28 protein-coding genes and 1 tRNA gene are annotated in these 26,185 nt (G+C 43.9%); 8 read left to right on the top strand and 21 right to left on the bottom strand.

Annotated elements, in window-relative coordinates:
- Positions 1-22 precede the first annotated feature (22 nt).
- The 6 genes from B2U56_RS00875 to B2U56_RS00850 all read right to left on the bottom strand — a co-directional run bounded on the left by B2U56_RS00875 (position 23) and on the right by B2U56_RS00850 (position 7,540).
- Positions 23-844 carry an SDH family Clp fold serine proteinase gene (locus B2U56_RS00875; protein WP_013047966.1) on the bottom strand — a complete coding sequence of 274 codons (822 nt, stop codon included), beginning with the start codon at positions 842-844 and terminating at the stop codon, positions 23-25.
- 115 nt (positions 845-959) lie between these two features.
- Positions 960-3,452: an ATP-dependent Clp protease ATP-binding subunit gene (locus B2U56_RS00870; RefSeq protein ID WP_286951614.1), complete on the bottom strand. Its 2,493-nt coding sequence runs from the start codon at positions 3,450-3,452 to the stop codon at positions 960-962.
- A gap of 27 nt (positions 3,453-3,479) precedes the next feature.
- Positions 3,480-3,962 (bottom strand): CtsR family transcriptional regulator, encoded by a 483-nt coding sequence (locus B2U56_RS00865; protein ID WP_013047964.1) that lies wholly within the window; start codon positions 3,960-3,962, stop codon positions 3,480-3,482.
- A gap of 90 nt (positions 3,963-4,052) precedes the next feature.
- On the bottom strand, positions 4,053-4,655 hold the full coding sequence (gene plsY, locus B2U56_RS00860; protein WP_286951612.1) for a glycerol-3-phosphate 1-O-acyltransferase PlsY: 603 nt from the start codon (positions 4,653-4,655) through the stop codon (positions 4,053-4,055).
- A gap of 2 nt (positions 4,656-4,657) precedes the next feature.
- Entirely contained in the window at positions 4,658-6,709 is a 2,052-nt protein-coding gene (locus B2U56_RS00855) for an acetate--CoA ligase family protein (protein ID WP_286951610.1), read from the bottom strand.
- A gap of 27 nt (positions 6,710-6,736) precedes the next feature.
- Complete coding sequence (locus B2U56_RS00850; protein WP_286951607.1) at positions 6,737-7,540, bottom strand: Mut7-C RNAse domain-containing protein; 804 nt, start codon at positions 7,538-7,540, stop codon at positions 6,737-6,739.
- 71 nt (positions 7,541-7,611) lie between these two features.
- On the opposite strand from B2U56_RS00850, the gene apgM reads away from it, so the two are divergent.
- Together apgM and B2U56_RS00840 are read left to right on the top strand one after the other, a co-directional pair.
- Complete coding sequence (apgM, locus tag B2U56_RS00845) at positions 7,612-8,913, top strand: alkaline phosphatase family protein (protein WP_286951606.1); 1,302 nt, start codon at positions 7,612-7,614, stop codon at positions 8,911-8,913.
- A gap of 5 nt (positions 8,914-8,918) precedes the next feature.
- Positions 8,919-9,713: a hypothetical protein gene (locus B2U56_RS00840; protein WP_286951604.1), complete on the top strand. Its 795-nt coding sequence runs from the start codon at positions 8,919-8,921 to the stop codon at positions 9,711-9,713.
- Between the two features lie 99 nt (positions 9,714-9,812).
- On the opposite strand, the gene B2U56_RS00835 is transcribed toward B2U56_RS00840, so the two are convergent.
- The 8 genes from B2U56_RS00835 to B2U56_RS00800 form a co-directional block, all read right to left on the bottom strand.
- Positions 9,813-9,899: transfer RNA gene (locus B2U56_RS00835), tRNA-Leu, on the bottom strand.
- Positions 9,900-9,960: 61 nt separating this feature from the next.
- Entirely contained in the window at positions 9,961-10,308 is a 348-nt protein-coding gene (gene rplS / locus B2U56_RS00830) for a 50S ribosomal protein L19 (RefSeq protein WP_013047958.1), read from the bottom strand.
- Positions 10,309-10,341: 33 nt separating this feature from the next.
- Entirely contained in the window at positions 10,342-11,601 is a 1,260-nt protein-coding gene (gene trmD, locus B2U56_RS00825) for a tRNA (guanosine(37)-N1)-methyltransferase TrmD (protein ID WP_286951601.1), read from the bottom strand.
- Positions 11,601-12,131, bottom strand: coding sequence for a ribosome maturation factor RimM (gene rimM / locus B2U56_RS00820; protein ID WP_286951599.1), 531 nt, complete (start codon positions 12,129-12,131; stop codon positions 11,601-11,603). Before rimM ends, trmD begins: the two co-directional genes overlap by 1 nt.
- Before the next feature lie 13 nt (positions 12,132-12,144).
- Positions 12,145-12,390: a KH domain-containing protein gene (locus tag B2U56_RS00815; RefSeq protein ID WP_041459500.1), complete on the bottom strand. Its 246-nt coding sequence runs from the start codon at positions 12,388-12,390 to the stop codon at positions 12,145-12,147.
- Between the two features lie 2 nt (positions 12,391-12,392).
- On the bottom strand, positions 12,393-12,668 hold the full coding sequence (rpsP, locus tag B2U56_RS00810) for a 30S ribosomal protein S16 (protein WP_013047954.1): 276 nt from the start codon (positions 12,666-12,668) through the stop codon (positions 12,393-12,395).
- Positions 12,669-12,733: 65 nt separating this feature from the next.
- On the bottom strand, positions 12,734-14,083 hold the full coding sequence (gene ffh, locus B2U56_RS00805) for a signal recognition particle protein (RefSeq protein ID WP_286951597.1): 1,350 nt from the start codon (positions 14,081-14,083) through the stop codon (positions 12,734-12,736).
- Between the two features lie 28 nt (positions 14,084-14,111).
- Positions 14,112-14,405, bottom strand: a complete 294-nt coding sequence (locus tag B2U56_RS00800; RefSeq protein ID WP_286951595.1) for a sigma factor-like helix-turn-helix DNA-binding protein — start codon at positions 14,403-14,405, stop codon at positions 14,112-14,114.
- A 161-nt stretch (positions 14,406-14,566) separates the two neighbouring features.
- Here B2U56_RS00800 and B2U56_RS00795 point away from each other — a divergent pair, with 161 nt between their 5' ends.
- From B2U56_RS00795 to B2U56_RS00785, 3 genes are all read left to right on the top strand, one after another.
- A complete protein-coding gene (locus tag B2U56_RS00795; protein ID WP_286951593.1) occupies positions 14,567-15,229 on the top strand; it encodes a lactate utilization protein in 663 nt (220 codons plus the stop codon).
- Positions 15,230-15,295: 66 nt separating this feature from the next.
- Positions 15,296-16,285 carry an asparaginase gene (locus tag B2U56_RS00790; RefSeq protein WP_286951590.1) on the top strand — a complete coding sequence of 330 codons (990 nt, stop codon included), beginning with the start codon at positions 15,296-15,298 and terminating at the stop codon, positions 16,283-16,285.
- Between the two features lie 383 nt (positions 16,286-16,668).
- A complete protein-coding gene (locus B2U56_RS00785; RefSeq protein WP_286951589.1) occupies positions 16,669-17,094 on the top strand; it encodes a PPC domain-containing DNA-binding protein in 426 nt (141 codons plus the stop codon).
- 1 nt (position 17,095) lies between these two features.
- Here B2U56_RS00785 and B2U56_RS00780 read toward each other — a convergent pair whose 3' ends face one another.
- Positions 17,096-17,584, bottom strand: a complete 489-nt coding sequence (locus tag B2U56_RS00780; protein ID WP_286951587.1) for a YbaK/EbsC family protein — start codon at positions 17,582-17,584, stop codon at positions 17,096-17,098.
- The gene (locus B2U56_RS00775; RefSeq protein ID WP_286951586.1) at positions 17,574-18,473 is read right to left on the bottom strand and encodes a LysR family transcriptional regulator; all 900 of its coding nucleotides are present in this window, start codon (positions 18,471-18,473) and stop codon (positions 17,574-17,576) included. Before B2U56_RS00775 ends, B2U56_RS00780 begins: the two co-directional genes overlap by 11 nt.
- 194 nt (positions 18,474-18,667) lie before the next feature.
- On the opposite strand from B2U56_RS00775, the gene B2U56_RS00770 reads away from it, so the two are divergent.
- The 3 genes from B2U56_RS00770 to B2U56_RS00760 all read left to right on the top strand — a co-directional run bounded on the left by B2U56_RS00770 (position 18,668) and on the right by B2U56_RS00760 (position 20,961).
- Positions 18,668-19,039 (top strand): helix-turn-helix domain-containing protein, encoded by a 372-nt coding sequence (locus tag B2U56_RS00770; protein ID WP_286951584.1) that lies wholly within the window; start codon positions 18,668-18,670, stop codon positions 19,037-19,039.
- Between the two features lie 13 nt (positions 19,040-19,052).
- Entirely contained in the window at positions 19,053-20,000 is a 948-nt protein-coding gene (locus tag B2U56_RS00765) for a radical SAM protein (protein ID WP_333593325.1), read from the top strand.
- A 94-nt stretch (positions 20,001-20,094) separates the two neighbouring features.
- Positions 20,095-20,961: a MurR/RpiR family transcriptional regulator gene (locus tag B2U56_RS00760; protein WP_286951580.1), complete on the top strand. Its 867-nt coding sequence runs from the start codon at positions 20,095-20,097 to the stop codon at positions 20,959-20,961.
- A gap of 11 nt (positions 20,962-20,972) precedes the next feature.
- Here the strand turns inward: B2U56_RS00760 and B2U56_RS00755 are convergent, their stop codons facing one another.
- The 5 genes from B2U56_RS00755 to B2U56_RS00735 form a co-directional block, all read right to left on the bottom strand.
- On the bottom strand, positions 20,973-21,665 hold the full coding sequence (locus B2U56_RS00755) for a metal-dependent hydrolase (RefSeq protein WP_286951578.1): 693 nt from the start codon (positions 21,663-21,665) through the stop codon (positions 20,973-20,975).
- Between the two features lie 57 nt (positions 21,666-21,722).
- Positions 21,723-23,531: an aspartate--tRNA ligase gene (aspS, locus tag B2U56_RS00750; RefSeq protein ID WP_286951575.1), complete on the bottom strand. Its 1,809-nt coding sequence runs from the start codon at positions 23,529-23,531 to the stop codon at positions 21,723-21,725.
- Between the two features lie 39 nt (positions 23,532-23,570).
- A complete protein-coding gene (gene hisS, locus B2U56_RS00745; protein WP_286951573.1) occupies positions 23,571-24,833 on the bottom strand; it encodes a histidine--tRNA ligase in 1,263 nt (420 codons plus the stop codon).
- Positions 24,834-25,052: 219 nt separating this feature from the next.
- Complete coding sequence (locus tag B2U56_RS00740; RefSeq protein WP_013047939.1) at positions 25,053-25,313, bottom strand: stage V sporulation protein S; 261 nt, start codon at positions 25,311-25,313, stop codon at positions 25,053-25,055.
- A gap of 172 nt (positions 25,314-25,485) precedes the next feature.
- Positions 25,486-26,100 (bottom strand): metallophosphoesterase family protein, encoded by a 615-nt coding sequence (locus B2U56_RS00735; RefSeq protein ID WP_286951572.1) that lies wholly within the window; start codon positions 26,098-26,100, stop codon positions 25,486-25,488.
- Positions 26,101-26,185 lie beyond the last annotated feature (85 nt).

The raw sequence follows: 26,185 nt of genomic DNA, 5'->3' as shown, positions 1-26,185 counted from the left end.
CCCGCCTTGCGTCTAAACTATTTTAATCTGGGGCTGATGGATAAGGAATAGGAACATACTGTACAGATGGCCTTCCTATCCCCGACTGAGGATAGAGTTTCATAATATTGCAAACTTGAGAAGATAGATCTGTATTCACGGGCAAGCCGAGGGCTTGGGCTTCCTCTGCCGTAATCGGATAATCATGGGTCCATCGGCCTTCGGTCAGCACTAAAGCCAATTCTGTTGCTTTTTCATCACCCATTCGGTCTTTTAACAGATTGAACACAAAAGAGCGGGTCTGCTTTACAGCCTTCCGGCTCACGTCAGCAAGGATGAGAGTCGTATCCTCCACCTCTGATACAGGTTTCTCTTCTACGGCTCTGAGAATAGAGGCTGCCGGATATTGCCCTATCTGCGGATCTACAGGGCCAAGCACTGCATGTTTATCCATAAGAATTTCGTCTGCGGCAAGGGCTATGAGAGTGCCGCCAGACATAGCGTAATGGGGAACGACCACTGTAACCTTTGCTGGATGCTTCTTCAATGCATAAGCTATCTGCTCCGCGGCGAGGAGCAATCCCCCCGGGGTGTGTATAATAAGATCGATAGGGGTTCCTTCAGAGGTAAGGCGAATGGCCCTCAATACTTCCTCAGAATCTTCAATGTTGATGAAGTTGCGTGAGAACATCCCAAAAAAACCAACGCTCTCCTGACGATGGATAAGGGTTATGATCCTCGTCTTTCTGCGTTTTTCGCAGGCCCTTAGTGCAGTAATTCTTCGCCAATGTAAGATCTGCTGCCTCAATTGGGGGTAAATAAAAAAGAAGATGAACAATAAAAACCACGAATTAGAACTTCCCATGGGACACCTCCTTCATTATTTTAAGAAGAACCGTGCATGTTATTGTACAGGGGATGAAACGCTCTGTCAGCAGGAGAAAAAATAAAGGGGTTATTTTTTATGAAAGAAGGCGGCTCTAAACCGCCGCCTTCTTTTCTTTTTTCCTTTTTTGAGGTTTTGTACACTCAAAAGTCATTTCACCTTTGTCCTCATCAATAGAGACGAGACTTCCCTTCTTGATCTTGCCCTCAAGCAGCATGTCTGCCATCCGGTCTTCTATAAGCTGCTGAATTTTTCGCCGCAAGGGTCTGGCACCATATCTTGGGTTATAACCCTTTTCGAGAATAAACGCTTTTGCCTCTTCACTAACCTTAATATCTACATCCTGATAACGCAACCGTTCCTTTACGTCGGATAACATGATATCAACGATAACAAGCATTTCCTTTTTGCTCAGAGGCCTGAAAACCACCATCTCATCTACTCGATTAATAAATTCAGGGCGAAATGTTTTTTGCACCGCATCCAAAATATCAGATTTAGTTTTATCCCAATCGAAATAACCATCCGCTTCTCCTGATATTGAGAATCCAAGGGATGTCCCTTTGACCCAATCTTTGGCCCCAATATTGCTGGTCATAATAATAACAGCATTCCTAAAGTCAACTGTATGACCCTGACCATCTGTAAGCCGGCCATCTTCCAGAATTTGAAGCAAGATATTGAAAACGTCCTCATGGGCCTTTTCTATTTCATCGAACAACACTACTGAATAAGGACGTCGACGAATGGCCTCCGTAAGCTTTCCACCTTCATCGTACCCCACATACCCAGGAGGGGCCCCTATCAGTTTTCCTACTTCATGGCGTTCCATAAACTCGCTCATGTCAAGGCGGATCATGGCATCTTCGCTGCCAAAGAGAAAATCTGCCAATCTTCTGGCTAACTCAGTTTTACCGACGCCTGTGGGTCCTAAGAAAAGAAAACTGCCCACGGGACGACGGGGGTCTTTCATGCCGCTCCTCGCTCTACGTATAGCTCTGGCAACGGCACTTACCGCCTCTTCCTGGCCAATAAGCCGGCAATGTATCTCTTCCTCCATCCTAAGCAGTCGCTGGGTTTCTTCTTCTGTCAACTGAGTTACTGGAATATTCGTCCACTCGCTCACTATAGTGGCAATATCATCAAAAGAAACGAGAGGTTTCTCTTGATATCGCCTGGACTGCCAATCTTTTTTCTTCTCTTCGAGTTCCTCCGATATCTTCCGTTCAGTATCTCGTAAACGAGCAGCTTTTTCAAATTCCTGAGAGGTTACGGCAGCCTCTTTTTCTTTTCGAACCTCTTCAAGATCATGTTCTATATCTTTAAGATTTGCGGGAATCTCCATGGTTTTCAAGCGAGCTCGGGCAGCTGCTTCATCGATCAGGTCAATCGCCTTATCGGGAAGAAAACGCTCTGTAATATATCTTGATGAAAGGCGAGCGGCAGCGACAAGGGCATCGTCTGATATCTTTACCCTGTGATGGGACTCATATCGATCTCTGAGTCCCTCAAGTATGCTGATCGTATCGTCTACCGAGGGTTCCTCAACCATTACTGGCTGAAAGCGCCGTTCAAGGGCTGCGTCTTTTTCTATATATTTACGATATTCATCTAATGTAGTAGCGCCAATGACCTGAAACTCACCTCGCGATAGACTTGGCTTGAGTATATTGGCAGCATCCACAGCTCCCTCTGCGCCACCGGCACCGATTATGGAGTGAATCTCATCGATAAAGATGATAACATCCCCTGTTTCTCGAAGTTCTTTTAAGAGTTTTCTCATCCTCTCTTCGAATTCGCCGCGGTATTTTGTTCCGGCTACGAGATTTCCTATGTTCAGCTGAACTATTTTTTTCCCTCTCAAAATTTCAGCAATATTACCATCTTGAATCTTCTGTGCCAGTCCTTCCACTATTGCAGTTTTCCCTACTCCAGGATCCCCAAGAAGGACCGGGTTGTTTTTGGTTCGTCTTGCAAGAATTTGTATCACTCGCTGAATTTCTTTATCTCGGCCTATAACGGGGTCAAGTTCGTCTTTTCGACTCTTTTCTGAAAGATCTATACCTAGCTGATCGAGGGTAGGGGTCTTGGAGTGCACGTTTCTTTGCCCTTCGCCGGATAGATCTGGCTGTACCCCCCTATCTGCTTCGTTATTTGCTATAAAACGGCTTATTTCCCGCTGAACAATAACACTATCTACACCAGAAGACAGAAGGATCTGAGCTGCCACACCTTCCCCTTCGGCTAAGAGACCGAGAAGCACATGCTCTGTGCCTACATAGTTAACTCCCATATTCCGAGCTTCTTTAATGGCAAGATCAAGCACCCGTTTTGCTCGTGGGCTCAACGGAAGATCAATAGGCTTTAATATAGGCTGTCCCTTTCCTACGAGTTCTTCTGTTTGCCGGCGGACTTCCTGAAAGTTCACGCCAAGTGAATTGAGAACCTGAGCAGCGACACCCTCTCCTTCTACGAGAAGGCCAAGAAGGATATGCTCTGTTCCGATTACGTCGTGCCCCATCCGAAGAGCCTCTCTATGGGCAAGCTGAACTACTTTTTTGCCCCGTTCCGTAAAAAACTGCCACATGGTTTTCCACCCTTTCAAATAATGCTCTTATGCAAGGGCCAGACCTCGAAGCATTCGTTTTAAGATCTCGGCCTGCAAAGCATTTCGCTTGTAAGGAGATACATCGAAATCAGAGCTGGCCACTTCATCTAAAAACCTCATCGCCACTTCTATCACGAGACGTTCTCTCGCAGAAAGAAGCTCTCTGTCCTGAAGGGCAGCTAAAAGACGTTTTGCATCCTGTTCACTTACAGCATTACCCACTATATCTTCAATATGACTTATCTTTTCTTCCGGCACATCGTAACAGATACGAACTATGCGGATATAACCATGTCCCCCACGCTGGCTTTCTACTATATATCCTCTTTCAGGAGTGAAACGGCTTCTTAAAACGTAGTTGATCTGACTCGGGACACAACCGAAGAATTCCGCAAGGTCTTTACGTCGTAAAGAAATAGCTTCTTCTTCCATTTCTTCTTGAAAAAGCTTATTAATATAATCTTCAATAACCTCAGTCAGGCTCGACATAACATAAACCTCCTACCCTGAATCGTTGGTGTCCTTATTGTAGAGAATTGGTCAACATTAGTCAAGGTTGTTTCAGAAATAGGGGGATGATTATTTTTTGCCTACTTGGTTCTCTTCTCCGCTGCGTATACGTTTTATGTTCTCTTTGTGGCGGACAAGAGCCAGAAAAGCCATGGAGAGAACTGCCAAGACATGAGAAGAATCCATTTTAAGGGTTATAAAAATAAGGGGGAGGCTGAAAAGAGATACTATTGAAGCCACAGACACATACCTTGAAATTTTCAAGGTCCCATACCATATTATGCCAGCTGCCAAAGCAGCATAGGAGCTATAGGGGGGTATCATAAAGAAAACCACACCAAAGGTCGTCGCCACACCCTTGCCGCCTTTGCCTTTAAGCCATATGGGGAAATTATGCCCGCATACACTAGCAAAAGCCATTAGAGCAAGAAGTGAGGAGCTTTCCACTTTCATAGATCTTGCTAAAACAAGCACCACTCCGCCTTTAATCATATCTATAATCGTCACGATAATTGCCCATTTTTTCCCCATCCGACGTCCAACGTTAGTGGCGCCTATGTTCCCAGAACCAAATGTGCGGATATCTTCACCACAAAATAATTTAACAAAGACATATCCTGTGGGGAAAGATCCTGCTAAATATGCAATTAGAATCCACATCCAGTTTGTCATTGTTACCTCCTTAGAACAAATGCATCCACAACAACAGCACCCTTTTTCTTTACAAAAACAGGGTTTATTTCCAATTGAACAAGCCTAGTTTCAGTACACGCCAATCTTGAAAGGCTGGCCACCATTTTAGCAAATGCTGCCACATCATAACCAGGGCGCCCCCAAACCCCGCGTAAAAGAGAGTATCCCTTCAATTCTCTAATCATCGCCATAGCACTTTCTTCGTCCACAGGAGCAACTCTCATGACAAAATCCCGAACGGCACTCGCATATATACCTCCGAGGCCAACAGATAGTACCGCTCCAAAGACAGTATCCCGTTTGATCGCAACAGTACACTCTATACCGTCCTCGAGCATCTCCTGAACAAGTACCCCCCTGATATCCGCTGCTGGGTTAGCCAGTCTGGCTTTTTCCAAGGTGCGGCCATAGGCATTTCTAAGTTCCTCTTCCCCTCTCAAATTTAATGCTATTATTCGGGCTTCACTTTTATGGACGATATTCGGAGACATCACCTTGAGGGCAACTGGATAGCCAATAGTTTCTGCTGTTTCAATAGCTTCTTCCAATGAGTGGCACAAATATTCTTTGGTAATATCTATATTGTGAAAAGCAAGAAGTCGTTTCGCATCATATTCTGTCATGCTTTGGGGGAGGTCAGGGAGTCCTTCTTTCTCTTCCGCCACAGCACACTCCTCACAACTTACAGGCATTGATGCTTCAAGGGAAGGGATGCCGACACTCAAGCCCGCTAAGGCTCGAGCACATCGTCTTGGGCTGGTAAAAAAGGGAATACCTTCTTCCTTTAACATTTCCCTCACTTCTTCCTCTATGCCTCCCATAGAACAACACACCACCGGGTGCTTTCTATCCCTGACCACATCAAGCAACGCTGCCATAATATTTCGCACTTCTTCTCCCCGGCTTTCTGTTAAAACAGCAGCTATTATGTCCAAATTGGGAGAGTTCATCAGACGCCGGAGCAGGTAGGTTACATATTCTGCCCCCTCCACTCCAAGGGAAGCCAAATCGATAGGGTTATTTACATAAACGTCAGAAGGGAGGCTTTTTTTCAGCTCTCTTTGAAGATCTTCGGGAACTGATGGCACCTTCAGCCCCTCTTCAAAACAATTATCAGAAAAGGCAATGCCTGCTCCCCGGGAAGGAGAAACAATGATAGTTTTTCGCCCAGCAGGGGGGGGAAAGGAATTATAGACACAGGCCAGGTCTATTATTTCATCTGTGTCACGCAGGGGAAGAATTCCAAACTGCTTAAATGCAGCACTCCAAATTGCCGCATTCCCTGCACCAGCCGATACATGACTTGAAATAGCCTGGCGAGATGAAACATTCTGCCCGGCTTTAAGAACTCCAAGGCGTACTCCCCTCAGATTGGCTTCACGAGCCATTCTTAAAAAAGCTACTCCGTCACGCAATCCCTCCAGGCAGAAAAGCATTAACTTTACACAAGGATCATTTAGAATCCATGTTCCAACCTCAGCCAAATCTATATCTGATGTCCCACCTGTTGTTATCACATATCGAAAGCCTGTCCCTGCTAATCGAGCAGCAGAAGCAACAGCAAAGCCCAAATCCCCACTTTGCGAAATAAGTGCAACTTTCTCGTATTGATCTTTGCTGAAGCACCCTTGAAAAGGAGAAATAACAATCTTATCTTTTAAATTGATAAATCCCATGGAATCCGGACCTATAATGCGTAATGCGCTTTTCGAAAGTATTCGACTGACTGTCTCTTTATCTTTTTGACTCCACACTCCACTTTGTTCCGATGCAAGGAGCATGGCATAAGGAATATTTTCTTCTTCGCATCTACCAAGCCAGTAAGGCAAATGACATGTCGCCACGTCTAAAATGGCTAAATCCACCTGTTGAAAAGTGGCTTCTTCATTTTTAATCTCAATAACGGGGCCTTTAAATGAAGACTCCTGAAGGGTCTTCTCAGCTCTTGCAGCCGCTCCGCTCCATGCAATACCCTCTCCTATTAACGCAATGGAGCGGGGATTAAACAATCTGTCAAATTTTGCCTCAGACATTGTGATGATCAACCCTTCCTCTTTTCACTACTGTGGTTTTATATTAAACATGTTATCAGAAGTATAATCATCCTCTGCTTTCAACTGCTGATATTTCTCCAGCATAACCAGAATTCTCTCTTTTATCCTCTGCTTATGAGATCCTGACCAATAGACTTTGCCGCACTTTGGACATTCGGTAAACTCATTATAGAACAACCTCGTAAGAGGCTCCAGGCGATCATGAACATCTTCCTTTTGGACGGAGCGAAGAGTCTCATTACAAAAACTACATCTGCTAAAAGGTAAAAGCCACAATTTTAGATTATAAAACTTGATAACCTCAAATAGCTGGAACCAGGGCCTTTCTTCACGAATAAGCCGCCCATAGGTTATTATTTTTCGCTTTAACAAGGAACGGTCTCTCGTTATTACAATTCTCCCTTCGTCTTTAGAAATAGCAGCAATATCCTTATCATGCCATGCATGGTTGTAAATAGTATCAAGCCCCATCAATCGAAGAAGGGATCCTAATCTGGCCACATTAATGTCAACTACAAAAGAAGGCCGGTCAAGAGGTACTGGCCTTAAAAGTGTCGCTTTAGTAACATCAACTGGCGGGGAAAACGGCAATATACATGCCTTGTCTCTATCCTTCAAAAGATAATTAAAATCTACAGAAATTCCGTTAACCAGGATCTCCCCCACCTCAGTGTGAGGCACACCCAAAGCCTCCACACCGTCTTTTACAGAGGTAAGCCTTTGCAAGAAGAAATCGAGAGGCGTCATTTCTACTTTTGTAGAATAAAAAAAATACGAGAAACTTGGCGAGAAAGCTATTTGTGCCTCCATTGGTACAGCCCCCCATCTTTCACGCTTTTAAATTTCTTTTCCCCCTAATATTTTTATATTATAATCGTATCATGAGATGTATACTGGTTGTTCTTGATGGATTGGGAGATAAAGGGATAGCTCCCCTGGGAGGGAAGACACCCCTTCAGGCTGCTCGAACTGTTAATCTGGATCGTATTGCGGCATCAGGCACGTGCGGCCTCTATCATAGCTGCCTGCAAGGTCAGGCTTTGCCGAGTGAAATGGCCCACTTTATAATGTTTGGCTATGATCTCGCCTTCTTCCCTGGGAGAGGATACATCGAAGCCAGAGCTGAGGGGGTTCCTGTAAGAGATGGCGACGTGTCCTTGCTTTCTCGCACTTTCTCAGTAAACAAGAAAAAAAACCTCTTCATCTTGAAGATTGAAAAGATGAATCCCGATCACACCATATTAAAACCGCTTCATGACGCTATCAGATTCTATAGAAAGGACAACATAGAGATCGAATTTATTCCCACCATGGGTATCGCCGGACTCTCCGTCATGCGAGGACCTGGGCTTTCCTCGGAAGTAACAGACTCCAATCCTATCTATGAAGAACGGCCTATTATGCAAGTCCTCCCCAGAGAAGACACAAAGGATTTCAAAAAAGCACATTACACCGCTGAAATTCTTAATGACTACATGAGGTGGTCCTATGAGATTTTGTCTTCCCATCCTATAAACATCAAAAGGGAGAGGGATAACGAACCTCCAATAAATTTTATAGGTCTTCAGCGAGCTGGGCAATACTGCCCTCTTATACCTTTCCACCAGAAATGGGGGCTTCGGGCACTCTGTATAGCTTCCGGTGCCATCTACCATGGCTTGTGTTCTATTCTTGGCATGGATATCCTTCGTGTAAGGGATACAGATGCCCCTGAAAAAGACCTTGAAGAACGGCTTCGCATAGCCTATGAAGCGACAGATTATGATTTTATCTATGTTCATACTAAGGCAACAGATGAAGCGGCTCACAAAAGAAGTTATCAAAAGAAAATAGATGTGATAGAAGCCCTGGACAAGGCTTTTAAATTCGCTTATGAGGTAATCGTTCCTGATGACGAGGTATTGTTTATCGTAACCTCTGACCATTCTACCGCCAGTGTAGGAAACATGATTCACTCTGGAGAAACTGTGCCCATCATTATGAGTGGACGTTATACTCGAAAAGACTCTGTACAGGTCTTTGATGAAATAAGTTGTGCCGCAGGCGGATTGGGATTGTTGCGAGGGCATGAGCTCATGTATATGACCCTAAACCTTCTAGATAGAGGGAAGCTCGCAGGACTCATGGATTCACCAGTAGACCAACCGTACTATCCCGGCCCATACATCCCATTGAAAGGGTGAGAATTATGGAAGAACGGCTCAAAGCTATTCTGCTGAGAAAACCGGAGCTCATTACAGATTTTCCGCCATGGATGCTGCCACAAGATGACATAAAGAAGATAAGGGCTACGGAGGATGTTGTCATCATTGAGGTCGCAGGACGGGATAGTTTCGCTGCTCTTTTTAAATACATGGAAAACCACTCTGTTAAAGGGGTTATTCCCACTATCGCTTACACCGCGACAGAATATGGCGACTGGATAAGTTTATACGATAACCTTGATTATATGAAAGATCACCTTCGCTCATTATCGGTCCATATTTATTCTCCTGTAATTATGGGTTCCCCAGCCCTTTGGAAAAGACTTTGCGGCTCTATCGCGGCTATATCCTTGGCTAAATTTGGTTTTTATACACCCTGTATAGGCTGCCACCTATATCTTCATGGGATCCGTATCCCCCTGGCCCTTCAGCTTGGAATAAAAACTGTTATAGCCGGAGAAAGAGAATCCCATGACGGTGCTATAAAAATAAATCAGATCAATGTATCCCTTGATGGGTACATTGAACTCTTTAAGCTTTTTAGCCTCTCCCTGGAGATGCCCCTCCGCCATATTAGTAAAGGCAGTGAGATCGAAAGCCTCCTTGGGATATCATGGGAGAGGGGACGACGTCAGCTAGATTGTGTACTTAGCGGAAATTATGTGGGAGAAAACGGATGCGTTGCCTACTCAGAAGAATCAATTCAAAAATATCTTAATGATTTTGCTGTTCCCCTTATGGAAGGATATATTCGAAAAGCTATAGCCTCACCGTTTTGAACGCGGAAAATCAAAGAACGTTCATAACGAGATAATCCTCAAACGACGTGCACTAAAAAAAGGGAAACATCGTATGATGTTTCCCTTTCAAACCCGATATGGTGCGGAGGGGGAGACTCGAACTCCCACAGCCCAGAGGCCACAAGGTCCTTAGCCTTGCGCGTCTACCCGTTCCGCCACCCCCGCAGAACGACGGTTATTATAATGTGGCTTGCCCATTAAGTCAATACATGGAGGTGCTAAAAACTTAGAATTCTCTTCTTTCTTTAATACGAGCAGCCTTACCACTGAGCTTTCTCAGATAGTACAGTTTAGCTCTACGTACCTTCCCAAGGCGTTTTACTTCGATCTTATCGATTGAAGGACAGTGGATTGGAAAAACTCTTTCAACACCAACGCCATTTGAAATCTTTCTGACGGTAAAAGTTTCATTGACTCCGCCATGTTTCCTAGCTATTACAACACCTTCAAAAACCTGAATACGCTCACGAGCCCCTTCAGTAACTTTCACATGGACACGAACAGTGTCTCCTGAACGAAATTCTGGCACTTCGTTTTTCATATATTTCTTTTCAACCAGTTTAATGGCATCCATTGCTAACCCTCCTTACTCCATTACAAAAATCGTTTATCTCCACCCGAAAAACCTATCGAGAATCACTCCTACTGCAGTTCGAACAGAGAGATGGTTATAATCTTCCTTTCCCCCACAAAGAGGCTGCAAAAGGACAGAACAACGTTCAGTGACTTCTTTGTGCAACCCGGAAGCCGTACCAAACACAAAAAGCACTGGTTTCTGGTCCTCCAGAAGAGTCCTTTTCATTTCTAGCCAGTGAATTGCCCCGGGATAAGCTCTAGCTGTGGTTCCAACAACTAAAGGCTCTTCGTGTTCTTTGCTTTTTATCCACTCAACAGCCTTATCAAGAGTTGGAACCGTTTTCATTGTCTTAAATGCTTCCGCTCTGCTCGGATTGAAAGATGCTCCATAGCCCTTCACCCAATGGGCGGCCATGGTTTTTGCGAGTTCCCGCTGACTTTTCAGAGGAGTAACCACCAAAAATTTACGTAGCCCATAAGTACGACAAGAACGACTAATATCCGAAAGATCAAGGCCGGTGAGAGCCGCTGTCGTTTTTTGCCCATAATGGTCCATAACAGGATGGTGGACCAAAGCCAGATACACTCCTTTTTCAAGGTACGATGTTATGTTAGCTCGACTTAGTAAATCAGGTCGCCTTCGCAGTGTTCTCTGTACAGATTGCTGCTTTCGCCATTTATCGATCTCTTTCTCGTTCCCTGAAATAAGTACGGGCGGTACTTGATCTCCTTCCCACAGTGCTGGTCTTGTATAGTGAGGAAAATCCAGCATACCTCTGAAAAAGGAATCTTCTTCTACTGCCCCGCCCCTTCCTACTACATTTGGGACAAGACGTGCCATAGCATCAATAATAGCCATAGCTGGTATTTCTCCCCCCGTTAGTACATAGTCTCCAATGGAAACCTCAAGATCCACACACTTCTCAGCAAAGCGTTCATCGATGCCTTCATAATGGCCGCAGATGATAATAATATGCTCTTTGCTCGCAAGGGACTCCACCATTTCTTGTGAAAGCATAGCCCCCTGAGGACTGGGATAGACTACAGTATCTACCCCCTGATGACCCTCTCGAGCCTTTTCCAGCGCTTTCGAAAGGGGTTCGGCCATTAGCACCATGCCATCGCCACCGAAAGAATAATCGTCGATCTGTCTGTAATTTCCAAAGCCATACTCACGAAGGTTTACCAAATCTACGTTGATCAGACCAGCATCTACAGCCCGACCAATGATGCTTGTAGAGAGAAAATCACGGAAAAACTCTGGGAATGCTGTAATTATAGTAACGCGCATTACTCCCACAATCCTTCGATCATCTCAATTTCCATAACACGACTGTCAATATCCACTTTTTTTACAAACTCTGATACTGCTGGAATAAAATGTTCTTTTCCGTCATCTGAAATAACGGTGTAGATATCATTTTCTCCAGCAAAGAAAACGTTATGCACCATCCCTAGATAGCGGCCGCTCCCCTTTTCGAATACCTTCATGCCGATTAAATCATCGATCCAATATTCCCCTTCTTCTAAAGAATACCGCTCTTCAGAGGAAATTTTGATCAAACCGCCTTTCAGGCTTTCAGCACTTTCAGGCGTTTGAAGTTCATGGGTTTCGGCAACGATAATTCCTTTGCCATCCAGAAATTTCATATCTTGAACGGTGAGTACAGCCAGAGGTTTTTCATCTTCGCCATAAACCGCAAAGTTTTTCATCGTAAAAAAGCGCTGGGGAAAATCAGTGAGAGGAAAAATTTTAATACCTCCACGCAAACCATGCACTCCTACGATACGCCCAATTGTAACAAGGTTACGGTTTTCCATGGACCGTCACACCTCAATCTGCTTCAATATCCACTTCCACTCGTTCATTTTCTTTCACAGCAGCAGCTTTTGCCACTAAACGGATGGCATTGATCGTGGCGCCGCGTTTTCCAATCACCCGTCCCACATCTTCAGAAGCTACTTTGATCAAAACCATCACTATTCCCCGGTCATTCACTTCTGTGGTAATTTCTACCTGGTCTGGGATAGTAACAAGGTGATCGACAATGTATTTTACAAGTTCTTGGTAATTAGCCATCATTACTCAGCAGAGTTTTTCTCTGCAGCGAATTTCTCCCACACACCAGCCATCTTAAGGATGCCCCGAGCCGTGTCAGAGGGAGAAGCTCCATTTTTCAGCCAATAGAGAGCCTTTTCCTCGTCGATCTTAATGTCCGCGGGATCCACCATGGGATTATAGGTTCCCAGAAGCTCAATGAACCGTCCATCACGTGGTGATCTCGAATCGGCTACTACAAGCCGATAAAAAGGAGTTTTTTTGCGCCCGAACCGGGCTAAACGAATACGTACCGCCATTGAATGTGACACCTCCTGCTTTAATAAAAAATAGATCAATCTTTTATTTTCTTTCCTTGTTTAGATTAGAAAGGAAACCCTCCGCCTCCGAAAAGTCCTTTCGGAAGGCGAAAACCTTTTTTACCTTTGCCCATATACTTCCAAAGTTGTTTCATCTGGTCATACTGCTTGAGAAGCTGATTAACCATTTGCACAGTAGTTCCAGATCCTTCTGCAATACGCCGCCTTCGGCTCCCTTTGATAATTTGAGGATTGCGGCGTTCTTCCAGAGTCATAGATTGTATGATTGCTTTTGATTGTTTTAGCCGTTTCGGATCAAGTTCAGCATTTTTCAATTCTTTCATTTTCCCCATGCCAGGAAGCATGTCAATAACCTTATCAAGAGGGCCGAGCTTTTCTATCTGCTCGAATTGCAACAAAAGATCCTCCATGGTGAGTTTGTCTTTTTTAAGGCTTTTCGTAATTTTTGCGACATCTTCCTGAGATGTCACTTGCTGAACTTTTTCAGCGAGTCCCATCACATCTCCCATGCCAATAATTCGCTGAGCCATCCGCTTGGCATCGAACAATTCAATGGCATCAATACCTTCTCCAACACCTGCAAACTTTATGGGAACCTGTGTTGTAGCCCTAATTGCCAATGCAGCTCCGCCTCGGGCATCACCATCTAATTTGCTTAAAACAACACCTGTTAAAGAAAGCTTTTCATGAAAACTTGTTGCCACCTTGACCGCTTCCTGCCCTGTCATAGCGTCTACTACTAACAAGATCTCATGGGGATTTACAAGGTCTTTAAGCCTAGAAAGTTCCTCCATCAAATCTTCGTCCACATGAAGCCGTCCCGCAGTGTCAAAAATAATAACGTCATTCAAGTGATTCTCTGCATAGGCAAGGGCTTCTTTAGCTACTTTGATAACGTCCTGGGTATCCCCTGAGGGGCCATAAAAAGCAACTTTACTCTGTTGTGCAAGTACTTTCAGCTGCTCTATGGCTGCTGGCCGTCGAAGGTCGCAAGCTACGACCAGCGGATTATGGGCATTTTGAATGCGCTTTGCTATTTTTACAGCTGATGTAGTTTTACCGCTTCCTTGCAAACCTACCATCATGCAAAGCGTGGGGGGCTTAGAGGAAATGGTAAAGGGGACAACATCCTCTCCCATCAAACTTGCAAGTTCCTCGTATACAATGGCGACAACCTGCTGCCCTGGAGTAATAGAATCAAGGACTTCCCGGCCAATACAACGTCCCCGAATAGAGTCTACCAGTGACTTCACTACTTTGTAGTCTACATCAGCCTCAAGTAGGGCCCGGCGGACTTCTCTCAAAGCAGCATTAACATCTTCTTCTGATAATTTACCTTTACCCTTTAATGTATTAAAAACAGATTCAAGACGCTCTTTCAACGCTTCAAACATATACGAATCCCTCCTAGGAAAGGGGGTACTATTTATCCTGGCAACGCTCTTCCAAATCTTCTATTCGCTTTTCAAGATTCTTTATTCGTTCGTGAAGTTTAAGAAGAGCTTCAAGTTCTTCTAGTCTGCTTTTCGCCCTGGATATAAGGTCAAAAGCGGCTTGCCTTGTAGTATCTAAACGTTCAGCGGTTTCTGTAATGGAAAGATCTGAAAACTCATGATGTTCATAAGCATTACGCTGTTTCTCTGTCAAAAGAGCTCCGTATAGATCATAAAGCTGGTTTAGATAAATTCGATCTCCAAGAAGATCTTCTTCTCTCATGGCAGAATCAAACCTCCTCTTAAAGCAGAGTGATTATACGCTCCTTCAAAAAGAGTGTCAAGGACAAAACCTTTACATCATGTCTGGACAATTTTCATCTTTCTTGTAATGATAGATACGTTTATCATAGCCCCTATAGGGCATAACAAGGAGGCAGAAGTATGACGAACAAAAAAGATCCATTTGCAGCAGCACAGACTGCCAGCAATCGACAACTAGGAGTCAATGTCGTTAAAAACCTCACGTCCAAGGGATTTGAAGCTATTTATGTAGACACTCGAGAACAGGCTTTAGAAGAAGTTTTAAAACTTATACCAGAAAATGCTACCGTGGGTATTCCCGGCAGTGTAACCATCCGGCAAATTGGAGCTATCGAAAAACTCCAAGAACGCGGCTGTACTATTGCCCAGCATTGGGACCCCACTTTAAGTCCAGAGCAAAAAAGAGAAGTCCTGAAAAAAGAATTCCTTTCAGATTATTTTCTTACAAGCTCAAATGCGTTAACGGAAGATGGCATGCTTGTTAATATTGATGGTACTGGTAATCGTGTCAGCGCTATGGCATGGGGAACTAATATGCTGATCTTTGTCGTTGGAATTAACAAGATTGCGCGGGATGTAGACAGCGCTCTTGCCCGTATTCGAGATAAGGCGACACCTCCGAACGCCATCCGCCTGAATATTAACACTCCATGTTCCCATGTCGGCCACTGTGTGGATTGCAACGGCGCTACTCGAGTCTGCAGGGCAGTTCTTATTCTTGAACGCCCCACCACGGGACGCGAAACCCACGTAATCGTTGTAGGAGAAAATCTTGGATACTAAATCACCGCCAATGCATTCTTCCCATTTCTCGTGTAAGCCTGTCAGTCTTAAGGAGGAGATGATCTAATGCCCAAAAGAGGGAAGATTGCTCTGGTAGTTGCTGGAGGGCAAATAGGGTTGAAGACAGAAGAGGACTCTGGACACCAGCCCTTCTTAAATGGCGAAACGATGCTTTCGTGGCTTCCAGAGGACATGTCGCAAGATGTTTTCCTTGTAGATTGGAGCCATCAGCCAAGTAGCCACTACTCTATTCGTATGACAACTGACCTTATTCAAATATTGAATAAGCTAGTAATAGAAGGTGTGGACGGCATTGTTGTTTCAAGCGGCACTGACACCCTTGAAGAAATGGCCTATTTAACAGATCTATTCTGGGCCTACCCCCAACCTATCATCTTCACGGCAGCAACACTTCCTTTTGATGTCCCTGGTACGGATGCTATTATTAACTTAACGCAGGCTATGTACGCTGCCTCATCTCAAAAATGTTGGGGGCTAGGTGTTCTAGTTTGCCTACAGGACCAGCTATTTGCGGCCTCTGAAATAACGGAGGAAACAAACCATCGCAGAAACGCTTTTGTATCACCTGACAGAGGCCCTCTTGGCGAGATAATTGGTCAAGACATACAGATATTAAGAATTCACAAACGCAGCAAAGTGCTTGAAGGAGATCATGTTCCTGCCAGAAATGTGGAGTTGATATACGCTAATCTTGGAGGAGGGGAACTTCTAATCAAACTTTTATCAGAAGCAAAAGATAAAGATCTCGATGGACTCGTTATCGCAGGTTTCGGAGATGGTACTATTTCTCCATCATGGATCCCCTTCTTAAGAAAGATCATCAGGGACGGCATCCCGGTTGTTATTTCCTCTCGCTGTTTTATGGGGCGAACACGGCGGTTTTTTAACTTTGAAGGGAGCCTCAACAAACTTCTTGAGCTAGGGGTGTATGACGGAGGAAATCTAAGACCCCTTCAAGCAAGGTTAAAACTTTCCGCTGGCCTCGGAGCTGGTCTTAAAGGCCCAGAACTTCAAAAATTTCTCTACTCTCAATAAATAAAAAGAGCTGGGCTGTATTTTTAGAAGAGCTGCCCAGCTCTTTTTGATACTTTCTATATCATATTGAAGAACGTCATATATCATTTTCACAGCACTTGCAACATGAATTGCTTTTCGAGGTTTGAGGACCTTCTCTCTGCCTGCATTAGCCAAACTCATACCCTTGCCAAGAAAAACCAAAAAGGGCAACATTAACATACTGCGGCCTCCTGCTGCACATTAAGAAAGCCTGCAACGACACCTGCTAATAACACAAGAAACTTGTTAAACCATATTGTATAAAACTCCTCATATTGCAATACGAAAAATAATATTTTTAAAATATCGACTTTTCGTGATACAATATTTCAAAAGATCATTTCCCACCGGGAGGTGTAGAAATGAAGTATGCAGCCACTGACGAAATGCTTGTTTTACGGCTCACCCATGGAGAAGACATCCATAGTTCCATCAGTTTTGTCTGCAAAGAACGGGATGTTGACTCTGCAGTTATTGTTTCAGCAGTAGGCATGGTAACAAACGTCACTTTTGGATGGTTCAATGGCAAAGAATATGAGAAAACCACCTATAACGACGTTATGGAACTCTTGACCCTTAACGGTAACGTAAGTTACAAACACGAAGGAATCTACCCCCATTTACACGCTGTTTTCAGCCGTCCCGACCACACATGCCTAGGTGGACATATTCTTCAGGCTCTCGTCCATCACAATGTAGAAATATGCATCATTCCGCTCAAAACAATTTATTTGAACCGTGAATTTGACGAGTGGTTCGAGGCTTTAGCTCCCGAAATGAGGCTATAACCTATCTTTCTTTTTTAATGTCGGCCTTTCGCCCTTCCGTAAGAATTTGAAGTCTTTCAGGGGATATGGGAAAAAAGGCGTGGTCAGTTCCAGCTGCAGCCCAAACTGTTTCGTACCGGAAAAGGTCCTCATCAAGAACTGCGGGGATCTTTTCCGGATATCCTACAGGGGGAACCCCTCCAATTTTATAGCCCGAATAGCCATAAACAAAATCTGGTGAAGCCATTTTTGTCTTTTTAGCTCCAAAAACTTGCTTTACCTTTTTTAAGTCTACTCTGTTAGGGCCTGACATGAGGGCTAGGACGGGTTTTTCATCTACAAGAAGGAGAAGGGTCTTTAATATATGTTCAGCAGGAGCCCCTACAGCAAGAGCTGCGTCATCCACTGTGAAAATTGTCTGGCAGCTTATGGTAATATTTACATCATATCCATTTTCACGAAGAAAAGCCGTTACGTTATCTACAGGATCAAAAACCAACTCAGTCGACACAAGTTACACCTCCAATTATTTGTAGCACCCTTTCGCGCAAAAAATCTATCAGCACTTTCATGGCACGGGTGGAAACTGTTCCATAAGTAATATAAAAAAAACGTTTTAATGCTGGTGAAAATGGGATTGTAACAAGGTGTGTGTTTTTGCCCACCGCCAGCCTGGAAACTATGCCGCCTTCCCCTCCAGATTCTACAGCATTTACAACAGCAGAAACATGGCCAAAGCTCAAGCCGACCTCCTTCTCCACCCCAAAATGCTCTTTATAGGCATCTTCCCATATCCTGCGAGTAGCAGAACCGGGAACTCGGCCAATGAGATCAAGATCTTCCACATCTTTCATGGTCACTGCTCCGCGATTGGCCAGTGGATGGTCAGGAGAAACGATAAGAACAAGTTCATCTTCACAGAGTGGGTAAGACTCAAGACCAGAGGTATTGCGGCTAAAACCCGTCACCGCAATATCTGTATCTTTGGTTACCAGTCTTTCCAAGGCTTCTCTGGAATCTGAAATATAGACCTCCACATTTACGTAAGGGTATTGACGGCGAAAATCTACGAGTATTGACGGCAAAACGAAATCGCCAGGTATTGAACTCGCACTTATGGTCACCGTACCTGCCACCTCAGAAGAAACATTGGTCACTTCTCGTTTTATATCATTGAGAGAAGAAACAACTTTTTTGGCGAAATCATAAAGAATTTCCCCTTCTACAGTAAGCTTAGAGCACTTCTGACCCCGCGCAAAAATCTTTATGCCCATTTCTTCTTCAAGACGGGCAATATGCTTGCTTACGGCAGGCTGAGAAATACCAAGGGATGCAGCAGCTCCAGAAATGCTTCCTTTTTCGAGTACTTCCACCAAACTTTCGAGCTGTCGAAAATCCACGTCTGTAATCCCCTTTCCATTGTCTTAATTCTATAACAAATCACTTTACATCTTTATTTTTACCCTTCCTGTAGTATCATTCAGCAGGTAAAATCAGTCAAGAGAGGGTTTCTCTTACATAATGTACGATTTATAATCATTCATTTTATGATATAAATTATACGACAATGATCCTGAATGGAGGTTTCTATTTTATGAGTTTAGGGATACGTATCAAAACATTGCGGAAAGCCGCACGTTTAACCCAACAGGCCCTTGCGGATAAAACCGATGTTAGCCGGATTTACATTCAAGCCCTTGAAAGCAACAGGAGGCTTCCTTCTATGAGGCTTCTTTCAAAATTAGCACAAGCCCTTGATGTGGAAATTACAGATTTGGTAAAAGGAACCCCTTCAGATGAATCTGGGCGAATCCACCTTGAAGAACTCCTTGAAAATCATGGGGGTGGGGGAATTTGGTATAAGAGCCATTGTTTTTCAAAAAATGAACTTTGCTTTCTTCAGCAGCTTATAGAAACAACCGTTTCTTTTTGGCAAAATGAAAATGAAAAGAATTTAGGCGAGTAGTGATAAACAAAAGATGAAAAGGCGAGCCGTCTTCCTCCCTATGAGAAACTGTCCTCATCGATGTATCTATTGCGATCAGAGGGCTATTACAGGAGAATATCAACCACCATCACCTCAAGTGGTGGTAGCTATGCTATCTACACTTTTGGAACCAGTAGAGCTCTGTTATTTTGGGGGAAGTTTTACGTGCCTGCCAGAAAGGCTGCAGGAAGAATACCTAGCAGCAATAGTAGCTGCGCCTTCAGGAAGTTCTGTTCGCTTTTCGACTCACCCCCTCTGTATTTCTAGGGATACAGTAGAAAGGCTAAAAAAATTTCCTATCTCTATGGTAGAGCTTGGAATTTCATCCCTTGACGACCACGTGCTATCACTTTGCAATAGAGGGTATAGTGAAAAAGATGGATTAAATGCCCTTAAACTCCTTCTTGATCAGGGGTTTTCCGTCGCCGCCCAAATGATGGTCGGACTTCCTACGCAAAACTTGAAGAGCAGTCTTGAAGATCTTTTTAAACTCGCAGAACTAAAGGGACCGCGTGGTATGACTTTGCGTTTCTACCCATGTCTAGTCTTAAGAAATACTATGCTGGAGAACTTGTTACTAAGTGGTCAATACACTCCCCTCTCAGTTTCTGAAGCAGCCCATTGGGTCGGGACCCTTCTCCATTATGCCAAAAATCTGGGGTTCTCCGTGCAACGAGTTGGCCTGCAACAAACGGAAAGCTTAGAAAGATCAGTTGTCGCAGGACCGCATCATCCTTCCTTTGGCGAACTGGCCAAAAGTGTAGCCTTTGTTTTAAGGCTTACTGGTATAAACTCTAAAGGCCCATGGATTATATTTCAGAAAGATGTTTCCTTACTTACTGGACATAACTGTTGGGGACTTTCTTTTTTATCTGAAATGACAGGACAATCACCTGAAAATCTAAAAGCTCAAATTATAATTTGGGAAAACACCAACTAACTTTTGTTTATTATTGACGTTAGTTGCATCTTGAAATAAACTTAAGTACACTAACTATGCAAAGAGTATTACGTTTTGATGGAGGTGTTTGATCATGTCTGATCAGGAATTCCTTGATCTCTTAAGACATAAGATGGAGGGAATGCCTAAAAAGGCGAGACGGGTTGTGGAATATATTCTTGCCAATTCTAGAGAAGCAGCCTTTTTATCCATCGGAGAAGTAGCAGAAAAGCTTGACGTATCAAAAGCGCAGCTTGTCCGTGTAGCAAGAATGCTTGGATTCGATGGGTATGCTGCATTGAAAGATACTCTTAAAGAAACTGTTTTGCAGCAAGTCAATCCCTCTGCCATGCTTTCAAAAATTATGAAAGACCACAAAAATCTTCCAGAAGAAATATATCGCCTTGAGCATGCGAACATCGATGATACCTGGAACCAGATTCAGGCTGACAACGCCGCAGTTTTTTGCACCATGCTGCAAAAAGCAAAAACCATTTTCTGCGTAGGCTGGGGAATCTCTGCCCTTGTAGCTGAATCTCTTTACACTCGCCTACTGGAACTAGGTTTGAAGGGCGTACTTCTGAAAAGAGGTTCTCTAGCTCTCATCGAACAAGCTCGAGCCATAGAAAAAGGTGATCTTGTTATTGTTTGCGAATTGCCGAGCTACGTTATAGAGGTTACAAATTCGATCAAACTAGCAGCAGAACGGGGGGCCAACATCATCACTATTACAGATAGTCCAGCTGCTCCAATCTGCAAATTCGCTGATCTCTCGTTCTTTGTGAGCGATATGAGCCCAACCTTTGGGAGTTCTCTTATTGGCCCCCTTTTCCTTATACACATTCTCTCATCTATCCTGGCTGTCAATATGGGAGAAGAGGCAAAAAAAGCGCTAGAAAAACAAGCACAGGGACTTCATGACGAAAAGGTTTACCATCCTACCTACGATCTGCGGTATTAAAGAAACTAGAGTCAGGATTTGATAAGAAGCTCGTCCCCCGGCTGAAGAACTCGAACTTCCGTATTGCCAGTAATGAGAGGTGCAAGTTCTTCAGGATTTGCTTTAATAAGGTCAAAAGTGTTGTAATGCATAGGGACAACGAGAGAGGGTTGAATAATATTTGCAGCTTTCGCCGCATCTTGAACGTTCATTACAAAATTTCCTCCAATAGGCAGAAGAGCCACGTGGATATGTTCGTCTTTTAAAAGTTGCATTTCCACAGACAGTCCTGTGTCCCCTGCATGATAGATTTTGCAGCCTTGAATTTCGATGAGAAAGCCACAGGGATTCCCTCCAGGTATAACATTTCCTTTTTCGTCTGTTATGCCAGATCCATGAAGAGCCGGCGTCATTTTCACCTGGCCAAAGGGAAATGCAAAAGAACCGCCAATATGCATGGCATGGCATGCAACGCCTTTATTACCAAGATACTGAGAAATTTCAAAATTTGTAATCACTGTAGCCTTTGTGCGCTTGTGAATTTCCACAGTATCCCCCAGATGATCTCCATGACCGTGGGTAACAAAAATGTAATCTATGTTAGTGAAGGCATCTATTGTGTCAACAGCAAGAGGGTTCCCCCTTATAAAAGGGTCAATTAAAAGCTGGAACTCTTCTGTCTTGATGAGAAATGCAGCATGCCCTACGTAATGAATACGAACCATAGTTTTCATCTCCTTTCTTTATTTAAAAAGGCCGGATCGCTCCGGCCTTTTAGTATGCTATTCCTGGTCTTCTTCGGCCAGACTATCGATATGGAGTTCGTCCAGCTGCTCCTGACTTACAAAAGAAGGAGCTCCAGACATTAAGCACTGAGCCTTCTGGGTTTTGGGAAATGCCATTACATCGCGAATGGATGAGGCTCCGCAAAGAAGCATTACAAGGCGGTCCACACCAAAGGCAATGCCGCCATGAGGCGGCGTACCTGAGCTCAAGGCATCAAGAAGGAAACCAAAACGTTTTCTGGCTTCTTCTCTGCTAAATGCCAGGCATTGAAACACCTTTTCCTGCATTTCAGGATCATGTATTCTGATAGACCCACCTCCTATTTCATTCCCGTTAAGAACACAGTCGTAGGCTCGTGACCTGACCTTTTGGGGCTCGCTATCAAGAAAAGGAAGGTCTTCAATTACAGGAGACGTAAATGGGTGATGCACTGCAACCCATCTATTTTCTTCTTCATCTCTCTCGAAAAGAGGGAAATGTACAACCCAAAGGAATTCCCATTTATCCCTATCGATAAGATTATGCTCTTTTGCAAGATCCAAGCGAAGCTGTCCCAGTATTTGGCTTGCTACAGATCGGTTCAGGTCACCTAATACAAAAAGTGCATCACCCTCATGCAACGCGACCTTCTCCACAAGGCGCTGCCGCTGTTCCTCTGAAAGAAACTTTACAAGAGGGCCTTTCAGGCACCCCTCTTTAAACTGGAAGCACGCAAGTCCGCTTGCGCCAAGTTTTTTTGCTTTTTCCTCAACAAGTGAAACTTCCTTCCGAGAAAGGGATGCGCCGCCGGGTAAGGGCAAGCCCCTTACGTACCCGCCTTTGGCTAAAAGATCCTTAAATGGTGCAAAGTTACTTTCTTTAAAGATATAAGCGACATCATGTATTTCAAAAGGGATGCGCAAATCTGGTTTGTCACTGCCAAAACAATCCATAGCTTCCCAGTAGTCCATTTTCCTAAAGGGAGTAGGGATGTCAACTTGAGCTACCTCCCTAAAGAGGCCAGCCATAAACTCCTCTACCAGGGCATAAATATCTTCCTCTGTGATAAAGCTCATTTCCATATCAATCTGAGTAAATTCCGGCTGCCTGTCAGCACGGAGGTCTTCATCTCTAAAACATTTCACTATCTGGTAATACCGATCAAAACCACTGACCATCAGAATCTGTTTAAAGATTTGCGGTGACTGAGGCAAAGCGTAGAAAGTGCCAGGGTTTACACGGCTCGGGACAAGATAGTCTCTGGCTCCTTCTGGTGTAGATTTTGTCAACATAGGGGTTTCTATATCGACAAAATCGTAACGGGCAAGAAAATCACGGGTAAACCTGGTTATCTGGTTGCGAATTCGGAGATTGCGCTGCATTTTATCCCGTCTCAAATCGAGATAACGGTAGCGCAACCTTAAATTTTCATCCACTTTATTTGTAGCATCGGAAACTTCAAAAGGCAAAGGAGCTGCTGGGGAAAGCAACATAAAGTCCTCAGCTATAACTTCTATTTCGCCTGTCTTCATAGAGAGATTTACTGTCCCTTCCGGTCGTTTCCGGACCTTACCGTGAACCGAAATAACAAATTCACTCCGCAAAGACTTAGCTCGTTCATGTACTTCAGGAACAATCTCAGGATTGATGACAACTTGTGTAACCCCTGTATAATCCCATAGCTCTATGAAGATAAGTCCTCCGAGGTCTCTGCGGCGGCGAATCCATCCATTCAAAACAACTTTATTATCTTCTTGTTCAAGACAAAGTTCTCCACACCGTACTGTACGTTTCCAGGATGCATCAAAATGTTCCGACCTGCTCATTCTATAACCTCCACAACAGATGGCAAACTCGCTTTATTATTATAAATTGCTTTTTATGTAGTTAAGGACGGCTGTTCTTTCAACCTCTATTTGTTCGCCAGTCTTGAGGTTCTTAACGTTGACCACGCCATTAGCCAACTCGTTCCCACCAAGAATACAGGCAAAAACCGCTCCCGAAGCATCGGCTGATTTAAATTGAGCTTTCATCCCTCGCTCCATATAATCCATGTCTGTTGAAATATTTGCCTGCCTAAGCTCCGTCAGCAGTTTTTGCAATTCCTCGCGAGAAGCTTCATCCAGGCCAATGGCATATACATCCAGATCTGGGCTAGGTCCGAAAGAGCAGTTTTGTTCTTCCATAACGAGCACTATCCGCTCAAGGCCAGTAGCAAAACCAACGCTTGGAGTGAAAGGACCGCCAATTGTCTCTGCTAAATTGTCGTAACGACCGCCGCCACACACGGCATTCTGAGCGCCAAGAGCTCCAGACAAAACCTCATAAGCCGTTTTTGTGTAATAATCAAGACCGCGAACAAGGCGTTTGTCTATATGATAATGAGCCCCAATTCTGCTTAATCCCTCTTGTACCTTATCGAAATGGCAACGGCAATCATCGCAAAGGCTCGTGTAGATATCCGGTGCCCCATCCGTAATTTCTTTACACTCAGGATTCTTGCAATCAAGAATTCGGAGAGGATTCCTTTCAAAACGGCTCTGACATGTTTTGCAAAGTTCTTCATACCGTGGCTTAAAATACTCTTTGAGCTTCTCTTTATACGCTGGTCGACACTCAGGACACCCCACAGAATTGATCACCACTTCAAGATTCTGAAGGCCAAGACGCCGATATAGTTCAAGAGAAAGAGCAATAACCTCCACATCTACCATGGGATTCTTTGTCCCAAGGCTCTCAAAATCCAGCTGCCAAAATTGACGATATCGCCCCTTCTGGGGACGCTCGTAACGGAACATGGGGCCTGCGCACCACAATTTCACTGGTTGCGCATGGCTGTTCAGCTTATTCTCTAAATAACAGCGAACCATTGATGCTGTCGCTTCTGGCCGAAGGGTGAGACTGCGACCACCTCGATCTTCAAAAGTATACATCTCTTTTTCCACAACATCCGTTGTTTCACCAATACCGCGAGAGAAAAGCTCTGTGTGCTCAAAAACAGGTAAATGAACCTCGGAATAGCCAAAGTTTTTTGCCACTTCCGCTGCAATTTTCAGCACATAGGACCATTTCCAGGATTCTTCAGGGAGAATATCCCTCACACCTCGCGGTGCCTTAATATCTGCCATAAAACTCCCTCCCATTGATATGAGGAACAATTTACGAAAAACATAACACATATATAGATGCCTATAGCAAGCATTCTATCTTTTTATACATTATGCAGGTAAGTATAAACATTTGCGACGAAATTCTCCAGTGGGAAATTGAGAGGACATAAAAGAAAAGCGCAACGGTGAAAATACCGTTACGCCTGCCTGTTCCCTTACGGCAAAAACGTCTAATTTCTAACGTGACTCAAGCTGAAACTTGATAGCCGTTCTTTCCTCGTCATCAATCTCGATCTTGGCAAAAGCAGGAATACACACAAGATCAATTCCATTGGGAGCCACATATCCCCGTGCTATGGCAATTGACTTCACGGACTGGTTTACAGCACCAGCCCCAACTGCCTGGACCTCAACTGCCCCTTTTTCCCGAAGAACTGCTGCGATAGCTCCAGCGACGGATTTGGGTTGCGACTTTGCAGAGACTTTGAGCACTTCCATGAAATTCGACCTCCCTTGAATAGCGCCGCAAGTAATAAAAAACAGGAACTTTTATAGATCAATGTGTTTCGCTCTCTGAAACAAGTTAAGTATAGTAGGTTCATTAGTCATTTGACAAGTGTTTTGCAAAGCAAACTTTAAAAATAACACTTTTAATTCGTTAAAGTTGACCCTATAACCCAAACTTTCTCTTCAAAAGCCTGTTTTGATCTACAAATCGCGGGTAGGACAGTGGGTGAATGCTCCCATTATCTGGATCTATAAGATGCATCGAAAGCAACCCATTTAAATATACGTCTCCGCCACCTGGCTCTGGCATGAATTGATTATGTCCAAATAAATTCAGCGCCCCCGGCGAGATAGGAAGCCCTTCAAAATGATGACTCACGTTTAACGAAACACCACACACGTTAAAAGAGCCGCTCTTGTTTACAATAAGACTCTTATGAAACACCTGCCTTGCCACATCTTCATTGTCATGATTCCCTATTATAACAATTACGTCTCTTTTTTTCCCACCTTCCAGTATCTGGGCGAGAGGACGAAGCCTTTTGATGTAATGTTGCAACCTATTAGGCTGGATAGCAAGCTTTATTTCATCAACAAGGTCACCTGTATGAATCACTGCTAAAGGCTCAAGCAGGTTAATCAATTTCTTAAGACATGGATAAAAAGAAGACGGCGTATCCGATATATGCAAAACAGCACGCCCTCTCATCTCAATTAAGCTGTCAGGTATATAAAGCATGTCCAATGTCTTATAGATTAATTCTTTCCAAGATTCCATAACGAATCACCTCTAAATTATTTTCAATTTTACCATTTTTTCATCAAATGCGTAAATAAAAAAACATGGTAGTATACTTAAGAAT

This window comes from Aminobacterium sp. UBA4987 (assembly GCF_002396985.1).
Classification (GTDB): domain Bacteria; phylum Synergistota; class Synergistia; order Synergistales; family Aminobacteriaceae; genus Aminobacterium; species Aminobacterium colombiense.
The sequence above is the reverse complement of the archived record's forward strand: the minus strand, read 5'-3'. Positions and strand labels throughout refer to the sequence as shown.

Excerpts from the sequence above, each read along its gene's own strand:
- B2U56_RS00875 (WP_013047966.1), bottom strand. The coding sequence starts at position 844 with ATGGGAAGTTCTAATTCGTGGTTTTTATTGTTCATCTTCTTTTTTATT.
- B2U56_RS00870 (WP_286951614.1), bottom strand. The coding sequence starts at position 3,452 with ATGTGGCAGTTTTTTACGGAACGGGGCAAAAAAGTAGTTCAGCTTGCC.
- B2U56_RS00865 (WP_013047964.1), bottom strand. The coding sequence starts at position 3,962 with ATGTCGAGCCTGACTGAGGTTATTGAAGATTATATTAATAAGCTTTTT.
- plsY (WP_286951612.1), bottom strand. The coding sequence starts at position 4,655 with ATGACAAACTGGATGTGGATTCTAATTGCATATTTAGCAGGATCTTTC.
- B2U56_RS00855 (WP_286951610.1), bottom strand. The coding sequence starts at position 6,709 with ATGTCTGAGGCAAAATTTGACAGATTGTTTAATCCCCGCTCCATTGCG.
- B2U56_RS00850 (WP_286951607.1), bottom strand. The coding sequence starts at position 7,540 with ATGGAGGCACAAATAGCTTTCTCGCCAAGTTTCTCGTATTTTTTTTAT.
- apgM (WP_286951606.1), top strand. The coding sequence starts at position 7,612 with ATGAGATGTATACTGGTTGTTCTTGATGGATTGGGAGATAAAGGGATA.
- B2U56_RS00840 (WP_286951604.1), top strand. The coding sequence starts at position 8,919 with ATGGAAGAACGGCTCAAAGCTATTCTGCTGAGAAAACCGGAGCTCATT.
- rplS (WP_013047958.1), bottom strand. The coding sequence starts at position 10,308 with ATGGATGCCATTAAACTGGTTGAAAAGAAATATATGAAAAACGAAGTG.
- trmD (WP_286951601.1), bottom strand. The coding sequence starts at position 11,601 with ATGCGCGTTACTATAATTACAGCATTCCCAGAGTTTTTCCGTGATTTT.
- rimM (WP_286951599.1), bottom strand. The coding sequence starts at position 12,131 with ATGGAAAACCGTAACCTTGTTACAATTGGGCGTATCGTAGGAGTGCAT.
- B2U56_RS00815 (WP_041459500.1), bottom strand. The coding sequence starts at position 12,390 with ATGGCTAATTACCAAGAACTTGTAAAATACATTGTCGATCACCTTGTT.
- rpsP (WP_013047954.1), bottom strand. The coding sequence starts at position 12,668 with ATGGCGGTACGTATTCGTTTAGCCCGGTTCGGGCGCAAAAAAACTCCT.
- ffh (WP_286951597.1), bottom strand. The coding sequence starts at position 14,083 with ATGTTTGAAGCGTTGAAAGAGCGTCTTGAATCTGTTTTTAATACATTA.
- B2U56_RS00800 (WP_286951595.1), bottom strand. The coding sequence starts at position 14,405 with ATGAGAGAAGAAGATCTTCTTGGAGATCGAATTTATCTAAACCAGCTT.
- B2U56_RS00795 (WP_286951593.1), top strand. The coding sequence starts at position 14,567 with ATGACGAACAAAAAAGATCCATTTGCAGCAGCACAGACTGCCAGCAAT.
- B2U56_RS00790 (WP_286951590.1), top strand. The coding sequence starts at position 15,296 with ATGCCCAAAAGAGGGAAGATTGCTCTGGTAGTTGCTGGAGGGCAAATA.
- B2U56_RS00785 (WP_286951589.1), top strand. The coding sequence starts at position 16,669 with ATGAAGTATGCAGCCACTGACGAAATGCTTGTTTTACGGCTCACCCAT.
- B2U56_RS00770 (WP_286951584.1), top strand. The coding sequence starts at position 18,668 with ATGAGTTTAGGGATACGTATCAAAACATTGCGGAAAGCCGCACGTTTA.
- B2U56_RS00765 (WP_333593325.1), top strand. The coding sequence starts at position 19,053 with ATGAAAAGGCGAGCCGTCTTCCTCCCTATGAGAAACTGTCCTCATCGA.
- B2U56_RS00760 (WP_286951580.1), top strand. The coding sequence starts at position 20,095 with ATGTCTGATCAGGAATTCCTTGATCTCTTAAGACATAAGATGGAGGGA.
- B2U56_RS00755 (WP_286951578.1), bottom strand. The coding sequence starts at position 21,665 with ATGGTTCGTATTCATTACGTAGGGCATGCTGCATTTCTCATCAAGACA.
- aspS (WP_286951575.1), bottom strand. The coding sequence starts at position 23,531 with ATGAGCAGGTCGGAACATTTTGATGCATCCTGGAAACGTACAGTACGG.
- hisS (WP_286951573.1), bottom strand. The coding sequence starts at position 24,833 with ATGGCAGATATTAAGGCACCGCGAGGTGTGAGGGATATTCTCCCTGAA.
- B2U56_RS00740 (WP_013047939.1), bottom strand. The coding sequence starts at position 25,313 with ATGGAAGTGCTCAAAGTCTCTGCAAAGTCGCAACCCAAATCCGTCGCT.
- B2U56_RS00735 (WP_286951572.1), bottom strand. The coding sequence starts at position 26,100 with ATGGAATCTTGGAAAGAATTAATCTATAAGACATTGGACATGCTTTAT.